The organism is Devosia equisanguinis (assembly GCF_900631955.1).
Classification (GTDB): Bacteria; Pseudomonadota; Alphaproteobacteria; order Rhizobiales; family Devosiaceae; genus Devosia; species Devosia equisanguinis.
In genome coordinates this window covers 1-17,657 of sequence record NZ_UZWD01000034.1, presented here as the reverse complement: position 1 = coordinate 17,657, position 17,657 = coordinate 1, and the positions used below count along the sequence as shown (strand labels likewise).

22 protein-coding genes are annotated in these 17,657 nt (G+C 62.6%); 9 read left to right on the top strand and 13 right to left on the bottom strand.

Going from position 1 to position 17,657, the window contains the following annotated elements; all coding sequences use genetic code 11:
• Positions 1-85: 85 nt before the first annotated feature.
• Complete coding sequence (locus tag DEVEQU_RS13425; RefSeq protein WP_126151106.1) at positions 86-523, top strand: hypothetical protein; 438 nt, start codon at positions 86-88, stop codon at positions 521-523.
• A 137-nt stretch (positions 524-660) separates the two neighbouring features.
• Here the strand turns inward: DEVEQU_RS13425 and DEVEQU_RS13420 are convergent, their stop codons facing one another.
• Entirely contained in the window at positions 661-1,098 is a 438-nt protein-coding gene (locus DEVEQU_RS13420; protein ID WP_126151208.1) for a MarR family winged helix-turn-helix transcriptional regulator, read from the bottom strand.
• Between the two features lie 213 nt (positions 1,099-1,311).
• Here DEVEQU_RS13420 and DEVEQU_RS13415 point away from each other — a divergent pair, with 213 nt between their 5' ends.
• Positions 1,312-2,202, top strand: coding sequence for a branched-chain amino acid aminotransferase (locus DEVEQU_RS13415; RefSeq protein ID WP_126151105.1), 891 nt, complete (start codon positions 1,312-1,314; stop codon positions 2,200-2,202).
• Between the two features lie 191 nt (positions 2,203-2,393).
• Here DEVEQU_RS13415 and DEVEQU_RS13410 read toward each other — a convergent pair whose 3' ends face one another.
• The 4 genes from DEVEQU_RS13410 to DEVEQU_RS13395 form a co-directional block, all read right to left on the bottom strand.
• Positions 2,394-2,837: a molybdenum cofactor biosynthesis protein MoaE gene (locus DEVEQU_RS13410; protein ID WP_126151104.1), complete on the bottom strand. Its 444-nt coding sequence runs from the start codon at positions 2,835-2,837 to the stop codon at positions 2,394-2,396.
• A gap of 1 nt (position 2,838) precedes the next feature.
• The gene (locus DEVEQU_RS13405) at positions 2,839-3,090 is read right to left on the bottom strand and encodes a MoaD/ThiS family protein (protein WP_126151103.1); all 252 of its coding nucleotides are present in this window, start codon (positions 3,088-3,090) and stop codon (positions 2,839-2,841) included.
• Positions 3,087-3,653 (bottom strand): CDP-diacylglycerol--glycerol-3-phosphate 3-phosphatidyltransferase, encoded by a 567-nt coding sequence (gene pgsA / locus DEVEQU_RS13400; RefSeq protein ID WP_126151102.1) that lies wholly within the window; start codon positions 3,651-3,653, stop codon positions 3,087-3,089. The genes DEVEQU_RS13405 and pgsA overlap by 4 nt, the downstream gene beginning before the upstream one ends.
• A 179-nt stretch (positions 3,654-3,832) precedes the next feature.
• On the bottom strand, positions 3,833-4,906 hold the full coding sequence (locus DEVEQU_RS13395; RefSeq protein ID WP_126151101.1) for a 3-deoxy-7-phosphoheptulonate synthase: 1,074 nt from the start codon (positions 4,904-4,906) through the stop codon (positions 3,833-3,835).
• Between the two features lie 299 nt (positions 4,907-5,205).
• Between DEVEQU_RS13395 and DEVEQU_RS13390 the strand changes: the two genes are divergently transcribed.
• A complete protein-coding gene (locus DEVEQU_RS13390) occupies positions 5,206-5,550 on the top strand; it encodes a hypothetical protein (RefSeq protein WP_126151100.1) in 345 nt (114 codons plus the stop codon).
• A 30-nt stretch (positions 5,551-5,580) separates the two neighbouring features.
• Here DEVEQU_RS13390 and DEVEQU_RS13385 read toward each other — a convergent pair whose 3' ends face one another.
• The 3 genes from DEVEQU_RS13385 to DEVEQU_RS13375 all read right to left on the bottom strand — a co-directional run bounded on the left by DEVEQU_RS13385 (position 5,581) and on the right by DEVEQU_RS13375 (position 8,854).
• Positions 5,581-6,111 (bottom strand): DUF3060 domain-containing protein, encoded by a 531-nt coding sequence (locus tag DEVEQU_RS13385; RefSeq protein WP_126151099.1) that lies wholly within the window; start codon positions 6,109-6,111, stop codon positions 5,581-5,583.
• Between the two features lie 77 nt (positions 6,112-6,188).
• Positions 6,189-8,069, bottom strand: a complete 1,881-nt coding sequence (gene uvrC, locus DEVEQU_RS13380; RefSeq protein ID WP_126151098.1) for an excinuclease ABC subunit UvrC — start codon at positions 8,067-8,069, stop codon at positions 6,189-6,191.
• Entirely contained in the window at positions 8,066-8,854 is a 789-nt protein-coding gene (locus DEVEQU_RS13375; protein ID WP_126151207.1) for an SDR family oxidoreductase, read from the bottom strand. Before DEVEQU_RS13375 ends, uvrC begins: the two co-directional genes overlap by 4 nt.
• A 152-nt stretch (positions 8,855-9,006) precedes the next feature.
• Here DEVEQU_RS13375 and DEVEQU_RS13370 point away from each other — a divergent pair, with 152 nt between their 5' ends.
• The 3 genes from DEVEQU_RS13370 (at position 9,007) to DEVEQU_RS13360 (ending at position 10,819) form a co-directional block, all read left to right on the top strand.
• Positions 9,007-9,327 (top strand): hypothetical protein, encoded by a 321-nt coding sequence (locus DEVEQU_RS13370; RefSeq protein ID WP_126151097.1) that lies wholly within the window; start codon positions 9,007-9,009, stop codon positions 9,325-9,327.
• Positions 9,328-9,393: 66 nt separating this feature from the next.
• On the top strand, positions 9,394-10,317 hold the full coding sequence (locus DEVEQU_RS13365; protein WP_126151096.1) for a DMT family transporter: 924 nt from the start codon (positions 9,394-9,396) through the stop codon (positions 10,315-10,317).
• Between the two features lie 67 nt (positions 10,318-10,384).
• Positions 10,385-10,819 (top strand): hypothetical protein, encoded by a 435-nt coding sequence (locus DEVEQU_RS13360; RefSeq protein WP_126151095.1) that lies wholly within the window; start codon positions 10,385-10,387, stop codon positions 10,817-10,819.
• Between the two features lie 39 nt (positions 10,820-10,858).
• Here the strand turns inward: DEVEQU_RS13360 and DEVEQU_RS13355 are convergent, their stop codons facing one another.
• Entirely contained in the window at positions 10,859-11,305 is a 447-nt protein-coding gene (locus DEVEQU_RS13355) for an SH3 domain-containing protein (protein WP_164550395.1), read from the bottom strand.
• Positions 11,306-11,432: 127 nt separating this feature from the next.
• The gene (locus DEVEQU_RS13350; protein WP_126151093.1) at positions 11,433-11,855 is read right to left on the bottom strand and encodes a MarR family winged helix-turn-helix transcriptional regulator; all 423 of its coding nucleotides are present in this window, start codon (positions 11,853-11,855) and stop codon (positions 11,433-11,435) included.
• 215 nt (positions 11,856-12,070) lie between these two features.
• On the opposite strand from DEVEQU_RS13350, the gene DEVEQU_RS13345 reads away from it, so the two are divergent.
• From DEVEQU_RS13345 to hemH, 3 genes are all read left to right on the top strand, one after another.
• Positions 12,071-12,970: a LysR family transcriptional regulator gene (locus DEVEQU_RS13345; RefSeq protein WP_126151092.1), complete on the top strand. Its 900-nt coding sequence runs from the start codon at positions 12,071-12,073 to the stop codon at positions 12,968-12,970.
• A 46-nt stretch (positions 12,971-13,016) separates the two neighbouring features.
• The gene (locus DEVEQU_RS13340) at positions 13,017-14,729 is read left to right on the top strand and encodes a HoxN/HupN/NixA family nickel/cobalt transporter (protein ID WP_126151091.1); all 1,713 of its coding nucleotides are present in this window, start codon (positions 13,017-13,019) and stop codon (positions 14,727-14,729) included.
• Between the two features lie 105 nt (positions 14,730-14,834).
• Positions 14,835-15,857, top strand: a complete 1,023-nt coding sequence (hemH, locus tag DEVEQU_RS13335) for a ferrochelatase (protein ID WP_126151090.1) — start codon at positions 14,835-14,837, stop codon at positions 15,855-15,857.
• A gap of 6 nt (positions 15,858-15,863) precedes the next feature.
• Here the strand turns inward: hemH and DEVEQU_RS13330 are convergent, their stop codons facing one another.
• The 3 genes from DEVEQU_RS13330 to DEVEQU_RS13320 form a co-directional block, all read right to left on the bottom strand.
• Positions 15,864-16,220: an SH3 domain-containing protein gene (locus DEVEQU_RS13330; RefSeq protein ID WP_126151089.1), complete on the bottom strand. Its 357-nt coding sequence runs from the start codon at positions 16,218-16,220 to the stop codon at positions 15,864-15,866.
• Between the two features lie 92 nt (positions 16,221-16,312).
• The gene (locus tag DEVEQU_RS13325) at positions 16,313-16,822 is read right to left on the bottom strand and encodes a pyridoxamine 5'-phosphate oxidase family protein (protein ID WP_223214223.1); all 510 of its coding nucleotides are present in this window, start codon (positions 16,820-16,822) and stop codon (positions 16,313-16,315) included.
• A 100-nt stretch (positions 16,823-16,922) separates the two neighbouring features.
• Positions 16,923-17,273, bottom strand: coding sequence for a hypothetical protein (locus DEVEQU_RS13320; protein WP_126151088.1), 351 nt, complete (start codon positions 17,271-17,273; stop codon positions 16,923-16,925).
• Positions 17,274-17,657 lie beyond the last annotated feature (384 nt).

Below are 17,657 nucleotides of genomic sequence, written 5' to 3'. Positions count from 1 at the left end.
AACTCGAGCGGATGGCCCTGATCTGTGTGCTCAGCGCGCTATCGCCAGCTTTTCGGATTTCCTGCTCGGCGCTGTCCAGCTCGATATGGGCCGCCATCAGGTCGGTTCGATTGCCATCGCGGCGGAAGCGGCGCGCATAGGCGATCGCCAGATTGATCATGGTGGCGGCATCGGCGCTGGCGCCGGTTGTCGAGGTGATTTCGAGGGCCGCACGCAGGGTCTCGATCGCTGCCCCCAGATGGTCCTGCGTCGTGTCCGACTGGCGGATATCCTCGCGGATGAAGGCGGCACCGATTGCCGCATTGAGGTCTCCGAGACGATCATCGTCTCCGGTCAGCGTTGCCAGCGCCAGGGCCGAACGCAGCAGCGCGATGGCATCGGCATCCCGTCCGGCGGCGCTTTCCTGTCGCGCGGCCTGAAAGAGTTTTGCCGTTTCCAGCCGCAGTCTCTCCAGTTCTATAGAACGATGTGGAATTTTAGAGCCCCCTGGTATGCACTGGTGAACAGCCTGTTCGACCGGTGAAGGGTGGTCTCTATCCCGAGGGGGAAGGTATTGGGATTTTTACCCTAAGCGTGCAGCAATCTACAGATTTTTGCGGTTTTCGCCGCGCCGGCCCTGTCACATTTTCTCGATGTGTCGGGAGTTTAGCCGGGCCGACATTAGAGATTGGCGGTGAGGCTCAGTCGATCCAGCACGGTGTGGTCATCGGCATTTACCATGCCGACGAGGAAGCGCCGCACCATTTCGGCCGCTTCCGGAGGCAAGGTGGCAAACGATGCATCGATGCGGCTCGCCTGACTGGCAGACAGGCGGGCAAAAAACTCCCGCCCCTTGTCGGTGGCGTATAATAGGCGCTGACGGCGGTCGGCATGACCGGGCAATTGCTCGATATAGCCGTTGTCGATCAGTTGGCGGAGAACGCGGGCGAGGCTTTGTTTGGTGATCTTTAGAATGTCGAGCAGATCGGCCACCGGCATGCCGGGACGCAGATTGACGAAATAGAGCACGCGATGGTGGGCTCGCCCGAAGCCCTGGCGGTCGAGCAGGGCATCGGCATCGCCGGTGAAATCGCGATAGGCGAAGAAAAACAGTCCCATCACGTCGAGCGGGAGATCGGGATGGCCATGCACAGCCGGATTTATGTCAGCTTTGTTGACATTTTTCTGCTGCGCTGTCATTGTCTCTCCAAAATCACCGCTTCGTTGTCTTATCCCAAAGCCATTCTGGTTTGCCAAGGGTACGGCCCTGGGGCATGATTGAGCAAATAGCCATTTCGACATGGCGGTAAAATCTAAACTCTGGAGAGGAACATGGCAGGCGTGCCCATGGACCAGCGTGATGGCTGGATCTGGTTCGACGGCGAACTCAAACCGTGGAAAGATGCAAAGATCCATGTGCTGACGCACGGCTTGCATTATGCCTCTTCGGTATTCGAAGGCGAACGCGCTTACGGCGGCGAGATCTTCAAGTCGCGCGAGCATACCGAGCGCCTGATTCGCTCGGCCGCGACGCTCGACATGCCGTTCCCCTATAGCGTTGACGAGATCGAGGCCGCCAAGCGTCTGGTTCTGGAAAAGAACGGCCTGGTCGATGCCTATATCCGTCCTGTCGCCTGGCGCGGCTCGGAGGAACTGAGCGTTCCTGCCCGCAACAACAAGGTGCATGTGGCGATCGCCGCCTGGATCTGGCCCAGCTATTTCTCGGTCGAGGAAAAGCTCAAGGGCATCCGCCTCGAATGGAGCAAGTGGAAGCGCCCGTCGCCCGAGACTATCCCGTCCTCGGCCAAGGCCGCCGGCCTCTACATGATCTGCACCCTGTCCAAGGATGCGGCCATGGCCAATGGCTATGCCGATGCGCTGATGCTCGACTATCGGGGCTATGTGGCCGAGGCCACCGGCGCCAATGTGTTCTTCATCAAGGGCAAGGACATCACCACGCCCAAGCCGGATTGTTTCCTCAACGGCATCACCCGCCAGACGCTGATCGCGCTGGCCAAGGAAAATGGCTTCACCGTTACCGAACGCCATATCATGCCCGAGGAACTGAGCCAGTTCGACGAGTGCTTCCTGACCGGCACGGCCGCGGAAGTGACGCCGGTCTCGGTGATCGGCGACTATAAGTTCACTCCGGCCGATGGCTGCCGCACCCTGATCGACGCCTATTCGGCCGCGGTCCAGCCCAAGCGGGCAGCGGCGGAGTAAGGTCGCGCCATTGAGTTTGAAAGGCCGGGCTGTCGTGCCCGGCTTTTTTGTTTATTGACGGCGCGCCCTCACCCGTCTCGGCCTATGGCCGATCCACCCTCTCCCCAAGGAGGAGCGGAACAGAGCGGGCAGCGGTCCATTCTTCTCCCTCTTGGGGAGAAGGTGGCGCGTAGCGCCGGATGAGGGGGTTATTACGACCAGCGCTGCCGCGCATTGTCGTCCTCGCCCTTCGCCTCCACCCATTGCAGGCCCGTCGCAGTCTCTTCCTGTTTCCAGAAGGGCGCGTCGGTCTTGAGATAGTCCATCAGGAATTGCGCGGCCTCGAAAGCGGCCTGGCGGTGGGGCGCGAGCGTCATCACCATCATGATCGGCTCCCCCGGCACCAGGCGGCCATAGCGATGAATGATGCCGGCATCGGTGAGGCCAAAGCGCTGCATCGCCTGCTCGCGCAGAGCCGCGATCTGGTTTTCGGCCAGTTGCGGATAGCATTCGAGGATCAGCGCCGAGATCGGAGCCTCCGGATGTGAGCGCACGAGACCGGTAAAGGTCACCATGGCCCCGGCCTCGAGATGAGCCGCCTGAAAGTCATTGGCTTCCTGGCCGGGATCGAACCTGTCCTCCGTGACCCGGATCATCCTATCCGCCGGTCATCGGGGGCAGGATAGCGATTTCGCGCGCGCCGGCGATGGGTGTATCCAGGGGCCGGATATGGGCGTCGATCGAGAGTTTGAAGATGGCTGGGTTTTCCATGGCCATGTCCAGGGTTTCGTCGTTTTGGCGCAACCAGGTCACCAGATCGGCCAGCGTCACCACTTCAGGTGGCGGATCGACTTCGTCGCTGGCGCGATTCAGGCGTTCGCGCAGCCAGGCGAAATAAAGGATCTTCACTTGCCGGTTCCCGACAGATGCGGCCAGGAGGCGCGCAGGTAATTCCAGCCGGTCCAGAGCGTGATCAGGCCAGCGGCCCACAGCACTACATCGGAGACAAGGCCAAGACCCGGCACGATGCGTTCGAGCAGAATGATGCCCAGGGCAATCAGCTGGATGGTGGTCTTCCACTTCGCCAACTGGCTGACCGGCAGCACCACGGCGGTATTGCCGAGAAATTCGCGCAGCCCGGAGACGAAGAATTCGCGGAACAGAATGGCGACGACTGGAATCATGTCCCAGCCGGAAAGGCTGCCGTCCCAGGCGAGGGCGGTGATGAGAATGCCCACCAGCAATTTGTCGGCAATGGGATCGAGCATGCGCCCCAGGTCGGAATACTGCCCCAGGGCCCGCGCGAGATAGCCATCCACCCAGTCGCTGGCGGCCGCCAGGACATAGAGCACCAGCGCGATGATGCGCATTGTGATGCTGCCATCCATCACCAGCCAGACGATCGGTATGATCGAAAGGATGCGGGCAATGGTGATGATGTTCGGGATGAGAAAGAGCGGGTTTCTGGCCATGAGGGGACAGAACAGGAATGGGCGCGAGGGGTCAAGGGGCGACGAGCGATGCAGTTTGGGTTTGCGCCGGCCCCCACCCCGCCTCCCCCTGAAACAGGGGGAGGAGCAGAGCTGCACGCTGAGAGGCCCGCATACGCGATCGGTCCCTCCCCCTGTTTCAGGGGGAGGTTAGGTGGGGGTTACGCAACCGCCTGAGCATTGACCCTGCGGCGCTGTTCTACCGTTTCGGCCAGAGCGCGTAGTGCCGTGACCGTGGTGTCCCAGTCGATGCAGCCATCGGTGATGGACTGGCCGTAGACCAGCGCCTTGCCCCGCACCAGATCCTGCCGTCCGGCCACGAGGTTGGACTCCACCATCACGCCGATGATGCGCTTGTCGCCATTGGCCAGCTGGCTGCCGATATCGGCGAGAACCAGCGGCTGGTTTTCCGGATTTTTCGAGGAATTGGCGTGGCTGGCATCCACCATGATGGCCGGGTTGAGGCCGGCCTTGATGGCGACCTGGGCGGCAGCGTCGACGCTTTGGGCATCGTAATTGGTGGTCTTGCCGCCGCGCAGGATGATGTGCCCGTCTTCGTTGCCCGTGGTGGCAGCGATGGCGGAACGCCCATCCTTGGTGACGGCGAGGAAATGGTGCGGATGCGAGGCCGACAGGACGGCGTCGAAGGCGATCTTCACATTGCCATCAGTGCCATTCTTGAAGCCGACCGGGCAGGAGAGGCCCGAGGCCAGCTCGCGGTGGATCTGGCTCTCGGTGGTGCGGGCGCCGATGGCAGCCCAGGAGACGAGATCGGCAATATATTGCGGCGTCGTCATATCGAGGAATTCGGCTGCGGCGGGCAGGCCGAGATTGTTGATGTCGAGCAGCAAAGCGCGCGCCGTGTGCAGGCCCTGAGTGATGTTGAAGCTGCCGTCGAGGTCGGGATCGTTGATCAGGCCCTTCCAGCCGACCGTGGTCCGCGGCTTTTCGAAATAGACGCGCATGATGATTTCGAGCCGATCGCCAAGCTCTGCGCGCAGGGCGTTAAGGCGGTGGGCATAGTCCATGGCCGCCTTGGGGTCATGGATGGAGCAGGGCCCTACGACAACGGCCAGGCGGTCGTCCTGGCCGGTCAAGATATTGTGGAAGGCGTGGCGGGCCGCCAGCACGGTGCGGGTCGCAGCATCGGTGCGCGGGTGCTGACGCATCACCTCGATGGGGGTGGTCAGCGGTTTTATTTCGGTAATGCGCAGGTCGTCGGTGGATTTGAGCATTCTGGTGGTCCTCGGTAGGTCTGACACGAGGGGCCACAAAAAAGCCGCCTCGGAAGTCGGGCGGCTGGCTTGCGATTTGGTCTGGTCTTGTCGGGATCAGGACGCGCGCGCAATAGCCTCCGCCGGGAGCGGATAGCTAAAGTACCAATAAAAGGTCGCTGCGTTGATCATGGCGCAAACCCTAGCGGGCCGTTTCATGGATGTCGAGTCCCGACTTTGGTCGCATTCGCCCCTGATCGGGGGCTGATGTCGCTGACCCCAGCCCCTATGCGTCGAAAGGCAGAAAGGGAGGAGCGGCAATGAGGCGACTTACGATTGCACTGGCGGCGACGGCCATGCTCTCACCGGTGTCGGCGCAGCAGCTCAGTGCCGAAACGGACCAGGCGATGTGGTGTGCGACGGCGATTACCCTGCTCGATGCCATGGGCGTCTATCCGGATAGCGCGCCCGATGCCATTGCCATGTCGCGTCTCTGGTTGCAGCCGGCCTTCCGGGAATTCGACAGGCTCGGTCTCTCGGAAGACGCAGTCGCCGCTTTGGTTAGCAGTTATAATGATGAGCTATCGATGCAGCTGCCGGATTATCTCGTCAGCAGCGACCCGGATGCGCTGCGACTCGATATCAATGCGTGCATCGAGATGTAAGGGCCGGCGCTCGGCCAGCCCAGTCGGATATCACGGGATGCGATTGACGGCGTTGTCGATGCCGCCGATCTCGATCTTCGGCTCGGCGACGCCGTCGGCCAGCGACCAGTTCACCACCTGATCGGTGCCGGCAATGTCGATGCTGGTTTCGGAGGCCAGGGTCAGGTTGAGCGTCTGTTCGGCCCCATTGACCTGAACCTTGGCCGGTGCCCCGTTTCCATCCAGCGTGGCGGTCACGACATGGCCGGTTGTCTGCACCGAGAGATCGGCAATGTTTGCCGAAGACACGGTGTGATCGGCGCCCGACAGCGTCAGGGCCTTGGCCTTCTCGATCGATACCTGGTGACTGTCGCCATGGACGACGACATTGCCGCAGGTCCCTGTGAGGTCGATCTTGTTGCCCGAACCATAGATGCCGATATCGCGTCCCTCGCAGGGAATGTTTTGGGAAAGCCCGATGCCTTCGATGACGACTTCGTCTTCGGCCGGCGCATCAGCAGTCTGGGCATGGGCGGCCATCGGCAGGGCGAGAAGGACGGCGAGGGGCAGCAGGTAACGCATGCGGTGAACACCTTGTTGTGAATGACAAGGGCCAATGTGCCGCCGAGTTGGGCATCAATGCGGCAGGGCGCGACTTTCTAGCTGCGGTTGAAGTGATCGTAGATCAGCTGCGCCATGGCCTTGGAGATGGTCGGAACGGCCTCGAGGTCGGCCAGGGATGCCCGGCCGACAGCCTTGGCCGAACCGAAATGGTTGAGCAGCGAGCGCTTGCGGGTCGGGCCGATGCCTTCGATTTCGTCCAGCGGGTTCTTCACCACGTCCTTCTTGCGCTTGGCACGGTGGGTGCCGATGGCGAAGCGGTGGGCCTCGTCGCGCAGGCGCTGCACGTAATAGAGCACCGGATCGCGATGCGGCAGCATGAAGGCGTCCTTGCCTTCCATGAAGAATTTTTCGCGACCTGCATCGCGGTCTTCGCCTTTGGCGATGCCGATGAAGGTGACTTCCTTGGGCAGATTCAATTCGGCGATGACGCCGCGCACTGCACTCATCTGGCCGGCGCCACCATCGATGAACACCACATCGGGCCAGTCGGGCATGCCGGTATTTTCATCCTCGGCATCGGTTTCGCTTTCGGCAGCCAGTCGGGCGAAGCGACGGGTCAGCACTTCGCGCATCATGCCGAAGTCATCGCCGGCCGAGATGTCGGATTTGATGTTGAAAGTGCGGTAGTGCTTTTTCGAAAAGCCTTCCTCGCCTGCGACGACCATGGCGCCGACCATGTTCGTGCCTGATATGTGGGAGTTGTCGTAGATCTCGATGCGGCGCGGGACGTCTTCGAGGCCAAAGGTTTCGGCAACGCCTTCGAGGAGCGTGCGGTGGGAGGCGCCTTCGGCCAATTGGCGGCTGAGGGCTTCGCGGGCATTGTTGAGGGCGTGATTGACCAGGTCGCGCTTCTCGCCGCGCTTGGGCTGTTCGATATAGACCCGGCGCCCGGCGCGGGAGCTCAAAGCCTCTTCCATCACGTCCGGCTCGCTGAGTTCATGCGAAATCAGTATCAGGCGGGCCGGAGTGCGGTTTTCGTAGAACTGGCCGATAAAGGCTTCCAGCACCTCGGCATCGGTGAGACTGGCATCGGCGCGGGGGCGATAGGGGTAATTGCCCCAGTTCTGATAGGCGCGGAAGAAGAACACCTGCACGCAGAACTGCCCGCCTTCGTGATGGATGGCAAAGACATCGGCCTCTTCCACCGAACGAGCGGTCGCGTCACCCTGCGACTGGATCAGCGCCAATGCGGAGAGGCGGTCGCGGATCAGGGCGGCGCGCTCGAAATCGAGGTCCTCGGCCGCCTTGTTCATGTCGGCCTGCAAATGCTCCTGCACGCTGCGCGATTTGCCGGAGAGAAACTGCCGCGCGTCCTCCACCAGCTCGCCATAGGCCTCGAGGCTGATTTCGCGGGTGCAGGGGCCGGCGCAGCGCTTGATCTGATATTGCAGGCACGGCCTTGTGCGGGCGGCGTAGAAACTGTCCGAGCAGTTGCGCAGCAGGAACGCCTTTTGCAGGCTGGCAATGGTGCGGCCCACCGCGGTTGCTGAAGCAAACGGGCCGAAATAATGGCCAGGCCGGCGGCGGGTGCCGCGATGCTTGGTCAGCTCCGGCGCCTCGTGATCGGTGGCAATCAGGATATAGGGGAAGCTCTTGTCGTCGCGCAGCAGCACATTGTAGCGCGGCTTCAAGCGCTTGATCATGTTCGCTTCGAGCAGCAGCGCCTCGGATTCCGTCTCGGTGCGGACGAATTCCATGCTGACGGTCGAAGCGATCATGCGCTGCAGGCGCAGTTCCAGCCCGTCGGGACGGGTATAATTGGTGACGCGCGCCTTGAGATTGCGGGCTTTGCCCACATACATGACCTCGCCCTCGGCATCGAGCATGCGATAGACCCCCGGCGCTGCGGGGAGGGTGCGGACAAAGGCACGGATCACGTCCGGGCCGGATTTGGGCGGGGTCTGGTCTTCAGTCATTGTCGGGGTGTAGGGCCGCGTTTCGGCGAAAATTCGAGATGCTTGCCGCCATCCAGCGCCAGCATCTGCCCGGTCATGGATGGCAGGGCCAGAATGGCCAGCACGCCCTGTGCAATCTCGTCCGGCCCGGCATTGCGCTGCAGCGGCAGGGCTTTGACGCCGCGTTTGAACTCCGCCTCGCTCTGGCGCGAATGCGGCAGGACGGGGCCGGGGCCGATAGCGTTGACGCGAACATCGGGCGCCAGCGATTGCGCCAGGGTCTGCGTGGCCGTCCACAGCACGGACTTGGATAGGGTGTAGCTGAAATAGGCCGGGCTGGGGTGGAGCACCCGCTCGTCGACGATATTTATTATATTGCCTTCAGCGCCCTTGGGCAGCTGATTGGCGAAGTCGCGGGCGAGGAAAATCGGGGCTTCTGCGTGAATGGCAAAATGCTGGTCCCAGAGCTTTTCGTCGATATCGAGGGCGCTGTCAGGATCGAATAGCGAGGCATTGTTGACCAGGAGCGTCAGCGGCCCGAAGCAGGCGGCGGCCTTTTCGACCAGGGTCTGGCGCTGGCGGCGTTTGCCCAGATCGGCCCGCACCAATGCCGCGCGGCCGCCATCTGCTTGGATGGCCTTGCGCAGGGCCCGGGCGCCCTCGGCATTGCTGCGATAGTGGATGACCACCGCATAGCCCGCGCGCGCCAGAGCCTGGGCAATGGTGGCGCCGATGCGATCCGAGGCCCCGGTGACCAGAGCGACGGCACCTTGTGGAGCGGATACATCGAGCGGGTGATTTGACATGGGCAGAACATAGGCTGGTTCGGGTGGTTTCTTCAATTGCCGCAAAGTGCTGACAGGCTGCGACAGCAGGATGGCTCTTTCACGCTGGTGGAAACGGGCGTAGCCTTTCTCCGTTGCAAGGCGGAGGGCCTTGTTCATTGGGAGGGGACCACATGGAAGTCATCGTGCCTTTACTGGTGCAGCTGGTTGCCGGCGGCGCCGGCGGCAATGTCATCGGGCAATTGGTTAAATCGCTCAACCTGGGGACCGCAGGCAATTCGATTGTCGGTGCTATCGGCGGTCTGATCGGGACCTGGCTGGCCAGCCAGATTCCGGGCCTTGATTCCCTGGTCGGTGCAGCGGCGGGCGCAGCCGGCACGGCCGGTGGCATCGATCTCGGCGCCCTGGCCGGGCAGGGAGTGACGGGGCTGGCCGGCGGCGGCGTCCTCACCGCCATTGCCGGCCTGATCAAATCGGCCATGGCAAAGCGCTAGGCCCTGCGCTAAGCAAGGCGCCTCGCGGCCAAGGCTGCGGGGCTTTTCGTCCTGGTCAGTTCCACAATGCAATCTCGTCCCGACACGCCGCGCGCCGATACGACCGGCCGCGCCATTCTTCTCACTCTGATCACGGTTGGCGTGTTTGGGGTTCAGGATGCCGTGTCGAAAATGCTGGTGCAGGACTATTCGCCCTTCCTCATCACCATGCTGCGCTATTGGGGTTTTGCCCTGTTCGCGCTGGTTCTGGTGGCCCGCCAGGCCCCGCTGCGGCAGGCCTTTCGTTCGCGCATGCCCGGCTGGCAAGTGCTGCGCGGCGTGTTGCTGATCGGCGATATCTGGTTTTTCGCCATTGCGCTCAAGACCGTGTCCCTCGGTGAATTGCAGGCCATCGTCATTGTCTATCCGCTGCTGGTAACACTGTTCGCCATCCCCGTGCTGGGCGAAAAGGTCGGCATCTTTCGCTTCGTCGCCGTTGGCGCTGGCTTCCTCGGCGCAATGGTGATCATGCGCCCCGGTGGCGTGCCGCTCGATTTGGGCGCGCTCTGTGCACTGGCCTCTGCAACGCTCTACGCCTTCTATATCGTCATCACCCGCAAGGTGAGCCAGGTCGATAGCGCGGCGACGAGCATGACCTATGTCGCCCTGGTGGGGCTGGCGCTATCCAGCGTCGTCGGCGTGTTTTTCATCGAGCCGATGGGCTGGCGGGATGTAGCGCTGGTGGCCTTCATCACGCTGACCACCTGCGCCGGCCATGGCGTGATGGTGTTCGCGCTATCCATGGCGCCGGCCAGCGTCTTGCAGCCGTTCAACTATTTTTCTCTGCCTTGGGCGATTTTCCTCGGCGTGGCGCTGTTCGGCCAATGGATCGACCCCATCTCCATGCTAGGGGCCGGCATCATCGTGGCTGCCGGGCTGGTGGTGATGGCGCGCGAGCGGGCACGAAAGGTGGTGCCACCGCCGGCACCGCTGCAGGCGGGGCACGAATAGCAGTCGGCTAGGTTGCCATCGCGCCGGTCAGACCGCATATACAGCGTCTGCGGAGGTATTGATGGGCATGTTGTTACAGATCGCGCTGGTTTTGCTGCTGGTCGGCGGCGGTTGGACGATGCTGACGCGTGGGCGCCGCACCGACCGCAAGGATGCGCTGACCATGCGCCGCGTCGATGCCTATATCGAGACCATCAGGCGAGAGCGCAACAATCCAGAACTCGCGGCGATGAGCGATAGCGAGTTGCGCGACCTGTTGCATTCGGGTGCCCGCAACATGCAGGTGGCCGAGCAGAAGAAGAACTGGGTGCTGCTCGGCTGCGGTGTCGCAACTTTGCTGGCGGCCATCGTGGTGGCCAATCAGGAAGGCTGGATGGGCTTCGGCATTGCCTTCGCCGTGGGCGCCATCGTTACCTATGGACTCAATGAGTTCCTGATCCGGCGTATGCGCGAGCCTCTGGCCCGGCACGGTATCGATGTGGAGCGTCTCAAGGTCGAATAGGCCAGCGCCGCCCGAGTGGGGCGGCGCCAGGGGATTGGTTCAGTTCCCGACGCAGAAATAGCCGTTGGGACCGTTGAAGCAGAAGCTGGCGCCAGGCCGGCTGGGATAAGTGGGATAGACCGGATAGACCGGGCCCGGATTCCAGTGTGGCGGGCGCGGCGGACGCGGGTTCCAATGCGGAGGACGGGGTGGACGCGGGCGTTCCCAACCGTCGTTCCAGTCATTGCCGCCGCTGGCGAGGTAGCTCGACGACACCCAGCCATCGGTACCGCGCTTTTCCACATAGCACCACGAACCCTGGCAATATTGCACGTCGACCTGTTCGCCGCGACGCAGCGTATCGACGACGCGATAACCGGTGCCCGGCCCGTTGCGCACATTGACATTGCCCGTGGCGAAGGCGGGGGCGGCAGAAGCAGCCGCCGTGGTCACCAATACCGCCAATGCAGCAAGGCCGGATGCCATAAGCTTCCGATTGAGAGCCATGGGGGTCTCCTTTCCCTGTTGAGGCATTCTTGCTCTGAACCCGCATCTAAGCGCATCGCGGATGAACCGAAGCTGAATGAAGTCTTAATGCTGCGGCGCGCGGAAAAGGGGCTTTGGCAGAAATGCGTCAGAGGCGAAGAAGCTCCACGAAGCGGGCAAGGGTCTTGCCGAAGGTCTTGCGCTGCTTGGACTTGAGTTCGCCCAGCAAGGCCTCTTCCAGCTGCGCCCAGTGGTCGGCGAGGGCGTTGCGGATGCGCACACCGCGTTCGGTCAGGGCGACTCCCGGAACCAGCTCCGGGCCAACGGCCTGGCGGGTGACGAGGCCGCGATCGGTCAGGCGGTCAAGGCGGGTGGCGAGAGCAGATGGGGGCAGGCCCAGCTCGTCGCTCAATTGCTGTTCGGTGGAGCCGGCGCGCCCAAGCTCGAACAAAATGGCGTCGTCACCAGGCTCGAGACCTTTCTCGAGCACCGGCACCAAGAGAGCCTTGTGCGCCAATTGGCCGGCTTCAATGAGCCGATAGAGCGCCGAACGAGAGGATGGCCTGGACATAGGCGGGAAAATAGTCCGAACTCCTTATGCGCGTCGATGAGCCTTCTATCCTATCGTTAATCGGACAACGACCAAGGGCTGTTATTGTTCAGCAGATGCAGATGAGTTATGCGTCGATTGACAGTAGCAAACGGCATAATGGACGCGAACGCGCCACCGCAGACGATCCCGGCGGAACGCGGATTGCTCCCAGAATGCAGCGATGAGCGGTGAACATGACTCAGGATCTCGCCCGTATCCGCGCTTTTGTGCAGGTGTTCGATTCCGGCGGGTTCTCGTCCGCAGCCCGCCAGCATGGGCGCTCCAAGGCGCTGCTCAGCAAATATGTCACCGATCTCGAGGATTATCTCGGCGTGCGGTTGATGAACCGCACCACCCGCAAGCTCAGCCTCACCGAAGCCGGGGAGGCTTATTATCGCGAGGCCTCGAGCCTGTTGCAGCAGCTCGATGATCTTGACGCCACCATCACTGACCAGACCGCCGAGCCGCGGGGCATGTTGCGCGTATCGGCGCCACGCAATTTCGGCGAGTCCACACTGGCGCCGGCGATCTATCACTACCTGCTCAAATATCCCAAGGTGACGCTCGATCTGCGGCTCGAGGATCGCTATGTCGATCTCGTCGATGAGGGGATCGATGTGGCGCTGAGGATTTCGACGCTGGCCGACTCCTCGCTGATTGCCCGCAAGATCGCCGATATGCATGTGGTTACCGGCGCGGCGCCGAGTCTGTTGCAGAAGGTTGGCACGCCAACGCACCCCGAAGATCTCCGCCACATGCCCTGCATCGTCGACGTCAATCTGCAAGGCCAGTCCAACTGGCGGTTTGTGGAAGACGGCAAGACCATTTCCGTGCCGGTAAACGGGCCGCTGCGGGTCAATTCGCCACTGGCCGCGCGCAGTGCTGCCTCGATGGGTCTGGGCTTTGTGATGCTGCCCTCCTATTTGGCAGATCCGGCCATCGCAGCCGGCGAGCTGGTGCCGGTGCTGGCAGACTACCTGCCGACTGGCCAGACTCTGCAGGCGGTTTATCCGCATCGCCGCCATCTTGCCGGTAAGGTGAGGGCGTTGATCGACCATCTGGTCGATTGGTTTGCGACCCATCCCATTCACTAGATTGCCGCATTGCTGGGCGAAGCACGCGCAATGGTGCCTACACCGCATGACTGACGAACTGCGCCCCGCTGGGGTGCGCAAGGGGCTGGCTTTGAATTTCCTACGATCCTGCGCTGGCCTTGTACTTTCCGGCATGGTCCTGTTGGGTCTGGTGCAACCAGCGATCGCCCATCCGCATATCTTCATCGATGCCAAGGTCGATATCGGCTTCGACGCCGAGGGGCGCGTGCAGAGCCTGCACCATAGCTGGACCTTCGACACCGCCTTTTCGGTGTGGATGGTGCAGGGGCTGGATACCAATGGCGATGGCAGTGTCAGCCCTGAGGAAATGCAGGAGCTGGCCGACGAAAACATGGCCGCGCTCGCTGATTTCCATTTCTACACCTATGCCGGTGACGACATGGATTTCACCGCCGTCGGCGACCAGCACATGCGCTACGACAACAATCGCGTGACGCTTGAATTCACCATCGCCGCCAATCAGCCGCAGGCTCCCGGGCACCGGTTCGAACTGGGCATTTACGACCCGGAATACTATGTCGCCATCAGCGTGGCCGACTTGGCCGATGTCAATCTGCTGGAAGCGTCAAATGCCTGCACGGTGACGCTGGAACCGCCGAAACCGATGGATCGGACCACCGAAGAGCGTCTCTACGCTCTCGGCCCGGAAGTTCTGGAACTGCCGCCCGACCTGGCGGCGGCGATGCGCGGCACGCAGGGCCTTGTGGTCTTGTCCTGCGCGCATGCGCCGGTTCCGACCACGGCGATGGAGGCGGTGACGCAGATGGCACAGGCCAAGCCTGCGACCCCGTTTGGTGGACCGCCGCCGGAAGTGGGCCTCAACCTGCCGCGCACCGGCTTTTTCGGCTGGCTGCAACAGCAGCAACGCGATTTCTACGCTGCACTGACGGCGGCGCTCGATGGGTTGCGCACCGATGGGAATGCCTTCTGGATGCTGGGTGGCCTGAGTTTTCTCTATGGCATTTTCCACGCCGCGGGCCCCGGGCATGGCAAGGTGGTGATCTCGTCCTATGTGCTGGCCAATGAGCGGCAATTGCGCCAGGGCATCGTGCTCAGCGGGCTTTCAGCGCTGATCCAGGCCGTGGTGGCTGTTGCCTTCGTATTGGTGCTGGCCGGCATATTGAATCTCACCAGCACGGCATTGGGCGATGCTGCCCACTGGGTCGGCGTGATCTCCTATGCGCTGGTGGCGCTATTGGGTCTCTGGCTGGTGCTGCGCAAGATTTTCGGCTGGGGGCACCATCACCACGGTCCCGCAGCGCAGCATGACCATGGCCACCGCCGCCGCGACCATTGGAATGATCCTGAGGATCACCATGGCCATGAGCATCGCGACCACGACCATCACGACTGCGCTCATCATGACCATGGTGCGCATGGCCATGAGCATATGCATCACGCCATCGGCCCGGCCGATCTCAAGGGCAATTGGCGCGAACAGCTGGGCGTGGTGCTGGCGGTTGGCCTGCGGCCCTGCTCGGGCGCCCTGGTGGTGCTGGTCTTTGCCTTGTCGCAGGGTCTGCTGGCGGCTGGGATCGTCTCGGTGCTGCTGATGGCGCTGGGTACGGCGATCACCGTGGCCACACTGGCGACGCTGGCCGTCACCGCCAAGGGTCTCGTCAGCCGCATCGGCGGCGCCGGCAGCGCCCTGGCCGGGCATGTGGTGTGGTGGGCCGAATTGCTGGGCGCCGTGGCGGTGTTGGGATTTGGCGTCCTCTTGCTGATTGCCAGCCTCTAGGGTTTGATCAGGCTCAAATTGCAGCGCGACCCATCGCCGCCTTGCGATAAGAGCTGAAGCGGGTATGGTGCGGCCACCCTGGAATTCCTCCAAACTGGCCCATTGATGTCGCAAGTCCTGCCTCCGAACCATCCTGCCGTGCCCACACAGAAGGTCGGGGTGCTACTGCTCAATCTGGGCACGCCCGATGCCACCGATTACTGGAGCGTCAGGCGCTATCTCAAGGAATTCCTCTCCGATCCGCGGGTGATCGAGACCAACAAATTCCTGTGGTGGCCGATCCTCAACCTCGTCATCCTCTCCTTCCGGCCGCAGAAGAGCGGCCATGCCTATGAGCAGATCTGGGACAAGGAGCGGAACGAAAGCCCGTTGCGCGTCATCACCCGCGCCCAGACCGAAAACCTGGCACAGCGGCTATCCGGTGATGGCGTGATGGTGGAATATGCCATGCGCTACGGCAATCCCTCGACCCAGTCGGTGCTGGAGACGATGCAGAAGGCTGGCTGCCAGAAAATTCTCCTCGTGCCGCTCTACCCGCAATATTCTGCTACGACCACCGCCACCGCCAATGACAAGGCGTTCGACGCGCTCAAGACCATGCGCTGGCAGCCGGCGGTGCGTACGGCACCGGCCTATTTCGATGATCCCGCCTATATCCGCGCGCTCGGCGATTCCATTCGCGACGGCGTCGCCAAGCTGGATTTCGAGCCGGACGTGGTGATTACCAGCTATCACGGCATGCCGGTGGAGTATCTGCAGAAGGGCGACCCGTACCACTGCCAGTGTTTCAAGACTACGCGGCTGGTGCGCGAGTATCTGGGCTGGGAGAAAGACAAGCTGATGGTCACCTTCCAGAGCCGGTTCGGGCCGACGGAATGGCTGCAGCCCTATACCGACAAGACGCTGGAAGCGCTGCCCGGCAAGGGCATCAAGAAGGTGGCGATCCTGGCGCCGGCTTTTTCGGCCGACTGTATCGAGACGCTGGAAGAAATCGCCATGGGCGGCAAGGATACCTTTATCGAGGCCGGTGGCGAGAAGTTCGCCTACATTCCCTGCCTCAATGACAGTGCCGGCGGCATGGATTTCGTCGAGACCATGGTGCGCCGCGAACTGAGCGGCTGGCTCTAAGCGACGTTACCAACCGGCGCCAGCGAAATCGGGTGGGGTGACGTTGACCAGGCCACGACCGACGATCCAGCTGCGCTCGACCCAGCCGGTATCGGGAATGCGGCACCATTGCTTGGCACCGGCGCCCCAGAGCGGGTGACCGGCATCGCCCCAGCTGCCGAAGCGGGAATCGCTGTCCACCTGCGTGCAGTAGTCGATGGGGATTTCTGTGCCATTGGCGACGCGGCCCACCACGGCATAGCGATCGCCGGGGCCAGTGTGAACGGCGATATTGCCGCCGGATACACGGGCGGTGATGGTGACCGCCATGGCGGGTGCGGAGGCTGTGGCCAGCACGGCGGCGGCGAGAATCAGGGCGCGCATCGGCTTTCTCCCAGTGTTTTGCCCATTCTATCACCCGTCCATGCGGCGAGGAAAAGGCGGGCAGCGAACCGCAGCGCGCTGCCCGAAAAACCCTAGAGGTCGACCTTGGCGTTGTCGCCCATATCGGGCGTGGCGCCGGTCACGGCTGCGAAGGCCATCTTGGCGAGGGAAACGGCGCGATTGGGGCTGTCCCAGAGTTCGCCATCCTCCGGCGTGACGGTGATGAGGCGAATATCGGGGTCGTTGGCGTCTTCCCACCAGGCCTTGTCCCAGTCGCTCCACAGCTCGGTGATCTTGCCGCGATCGTTGCTGAGCTTGGCCTTGCCGGAGATCACTGCATATTTGTGGCCGCCGCTGTCCACCCAGGCGAGCGAGACGAAGGGATAGCGCTCGATCTCGCCATTCTTGTGCCCCTCGATATCGACGAGAAAATAGATGGCGTGCTGGTCGCGATGCACGCGCGCCGAGAGAGGTCGGCTGCGCTGGCGTTCGCCATCCCAGGTGGTGAACATGCAGATATCGATCTTCTTGGCGAGCTCCCAGATGCGATCCTGCACTTCGGCCGGGGTCATATCGGTGTCGTCGTGATGGTCCTTGGTCATGAATGGGCTCCTGCGTTGGGATTGCAGGAGTAACGGGGAGCCGGGGCACCGGTTGCGCGCGATATTTTTGCGCGCCCGGTGATCCAAACCGGAACCGGCCTCAATCGGCCGGCGGATCGTGGTTGAACACATAAGGACGCGCCGAAGCGGTCAGGTGGCGATAGCGCTCCTGATAGAGCAGCGCCGCCAGGGTCAGCCTCGCGATGATGACCGACAGATCGGCCATGGCCATGGGGATGCCGACATCGACCGGCAGGAAGCGTGGCAGGTCCGGGTGGCGGCGAAACAGGCGATTGGCGATATTGATGAGGCCGTTGAGCGCCATCAGCGTCTCGCCCGCCACCGTGCCGCCGGGCCTGGTCTTGCGCAGCACGAAATTGAAGGCCGCCAGTTCGCGGGCGAGGCGATTATAGGCGTCGATGGCACGGGGGCCGAGTTCAGGTCTGGTCATGCTCACTCTCCTTTGCCGCCATTATCGCAGCATCGGCAAGCAGGGGGATAAGACCGACCAGTGGACGCGCCGAAACCGCGCCCGGCCCGCTGGCGTCGCGCTTTCCTCTTGCCCCGTTGCACCGAACCGGCGCGGGGCGGACCCGATGCCTGAGCACGGGTAACGGGCGGCCTTTGACCCAGGCCGTTTTGGTAACGTGGGGAGCCAAAGGCCGCCCGTCACGGAAATCGGCTTGCTTAAGGGGTCTGGTCTCAGGCGGCACCATATTGCAGGTCCGGCTGCCAAATTTCTACCCCGGCAGGGGAGCGCCCTCCCCGTCCGATCCTTCCCGCCCGGCCCTGCGTCGGGGCCGCGTAACCGGCGGGGATGGGAGGAGAATAAAAC

Bases quoted from the DNA above. Each gene is read 5' to 3' on its own strand.
- DEVEQU_RS13345 (WP_126151092.1), top strand. From the start codon at position 12,071: ATGACTCAGGATCTCGCCCGTATCCGCGCTTTTGTGCAGGTGTTCGAT.
- DEVEQU_RS13390 (WP_126151100.1), top strand. From the start codon at position 5,206: ATGAGGCGACTTACGATTGCACTGGCGGCGACGGCCATGCTCTCACCG.
- DEVEQU_RS13385 (WP_126151099.1), bottom strand. From the start codon at position 6,111: ATGCGTTACCTGCTGCCCCTCGCCGTCCTTCTCGCCCTGCCGATGGCC.
- hemH (WP_126151090.1), top strand. From the start codon at position 14,835: ATGTCGCAAGTCCTGCCTCCGAACCATCCTGCCGTGCCCACACAGAAG.
- DEVEQU_RS13370 (WP_126151097.1), top strand. From the start codon at position 9,007: ATGGAAGTCATCGTGCCTTTACTGGTGCAGCTGGTTGCCGGCGGCGCC.
- DEVEQU_RS13425 (WP_126151106.1), top strand. From the start codon at position 86: ATGGGCCGCCATCAGGTCGGTTCGATTGCCATCGCGGCGGAAGCGGCG.
- DEVEQU_RS13330 (WP_126151089.1), bottom strand. From the start codon at position 16,220: ATGCGCGCCCTGATTCTCGCCGCCGCCGTGCTGGCCACAGCCTCCGCA.
- DEVEQU_RS13365 (WP_126151096.1), top strand. From the start codon at position 9,394: ATGCAATCTCGTCCCGACACGCCGCGCGCCGATACGACCGGCCGCGCC.
- DEVEQU_RS13320 (WP_126151088.1), bottom strand. From the start codon at position 17,273: ATGACCAGACCTGAACTCGGCCCCCGTGCCATCGACGCCTATAATCGC.
- DEVEQU_RS13355 (WP_164550395.1), bottom strand. From the start codon at position 11,305: ATGGCTCTCAATCGGAAGCTTATGGCATCCGGCCTTGCTGCATTGGCG.
- DEVEQU_RS13415 (WP_126151105.1), top strand. From the start codon at position 1,312: ATGGCAGGCGTGCCCATGGACCAGCGTGATGGCTGGATCTGGTTCGAC.
- DEVEQU_RS13350 (WP_126151093.1), bottom strand. From the start codon at position 11,855: ATGTCCAGGCCATCCTCTCGTTCGGCGCTCTATCGGCTCATTGAAGCC.
- DEVEQU_RS13410 (WP_126151104.1), bottom strand. From the start codon at position 2,837: ATGATCCGGGTCACGGAGGACAGGTTCGATCCCGGCCAGGAAGCCAAT.
- uvrC (WP_126151098.1), bottom strand. From the start codon at position 8,069: ATGACTGAAGACCAGACCCCGCCCAAATCCGGCCCGGACGTGATCCGT.
- DEVEQU_RS13340 (WP_126151091.1), top strand. From the start codon at position 13,017: ATGACTGACGAACTGCGCCCCGCTGGGGTGCGCAAGGGGCTGGCTTTG.
- DEVEQU_RS13395 (WP_126151101.1), bottom strand. From the start codon at position 4,906: ATGCTCAAATCCACCGACGACCTGCGCATTACCGAAATAAAACCGCTG.
- DEVEQU_RS13360 (WP_126151095.1), top strand. From the start codon at position 10,385: ATGTTGTTACAGATCGCGCTGGTTTTGCTGCTGGTCGGCGGCGGTTGG.
- DEVEQU_RS13420 (WP_126151208.1), bottom strand. From the start codon at position 1,098: ATGGGACTGTTTTTCTTCGCCTATCGCGATTTCACCGGCGATGCCGAT.
- DEVEQU_RS13325 (WP_223214223.1), bottom strand. From the start codon at position 16,822: ATGACCAAGGACCATCACGACGACACCGATATGACCCCGGCCGAAGTG.
- DEVEQU_RS13375 (WP_126151207.1), bottom strand. From the start codon at position 8,854: ATGTCAAATCACCCGCTCGATGTATCCGCTCCACAAGGTGCCGTCGCT.
- pgsA (WP_126151102.1), bottom strand. From the start codon at position 3,653: ATGGCCAGAAACCCGCTCTTTCTCATCCCGAACATCATCACCATTGCC.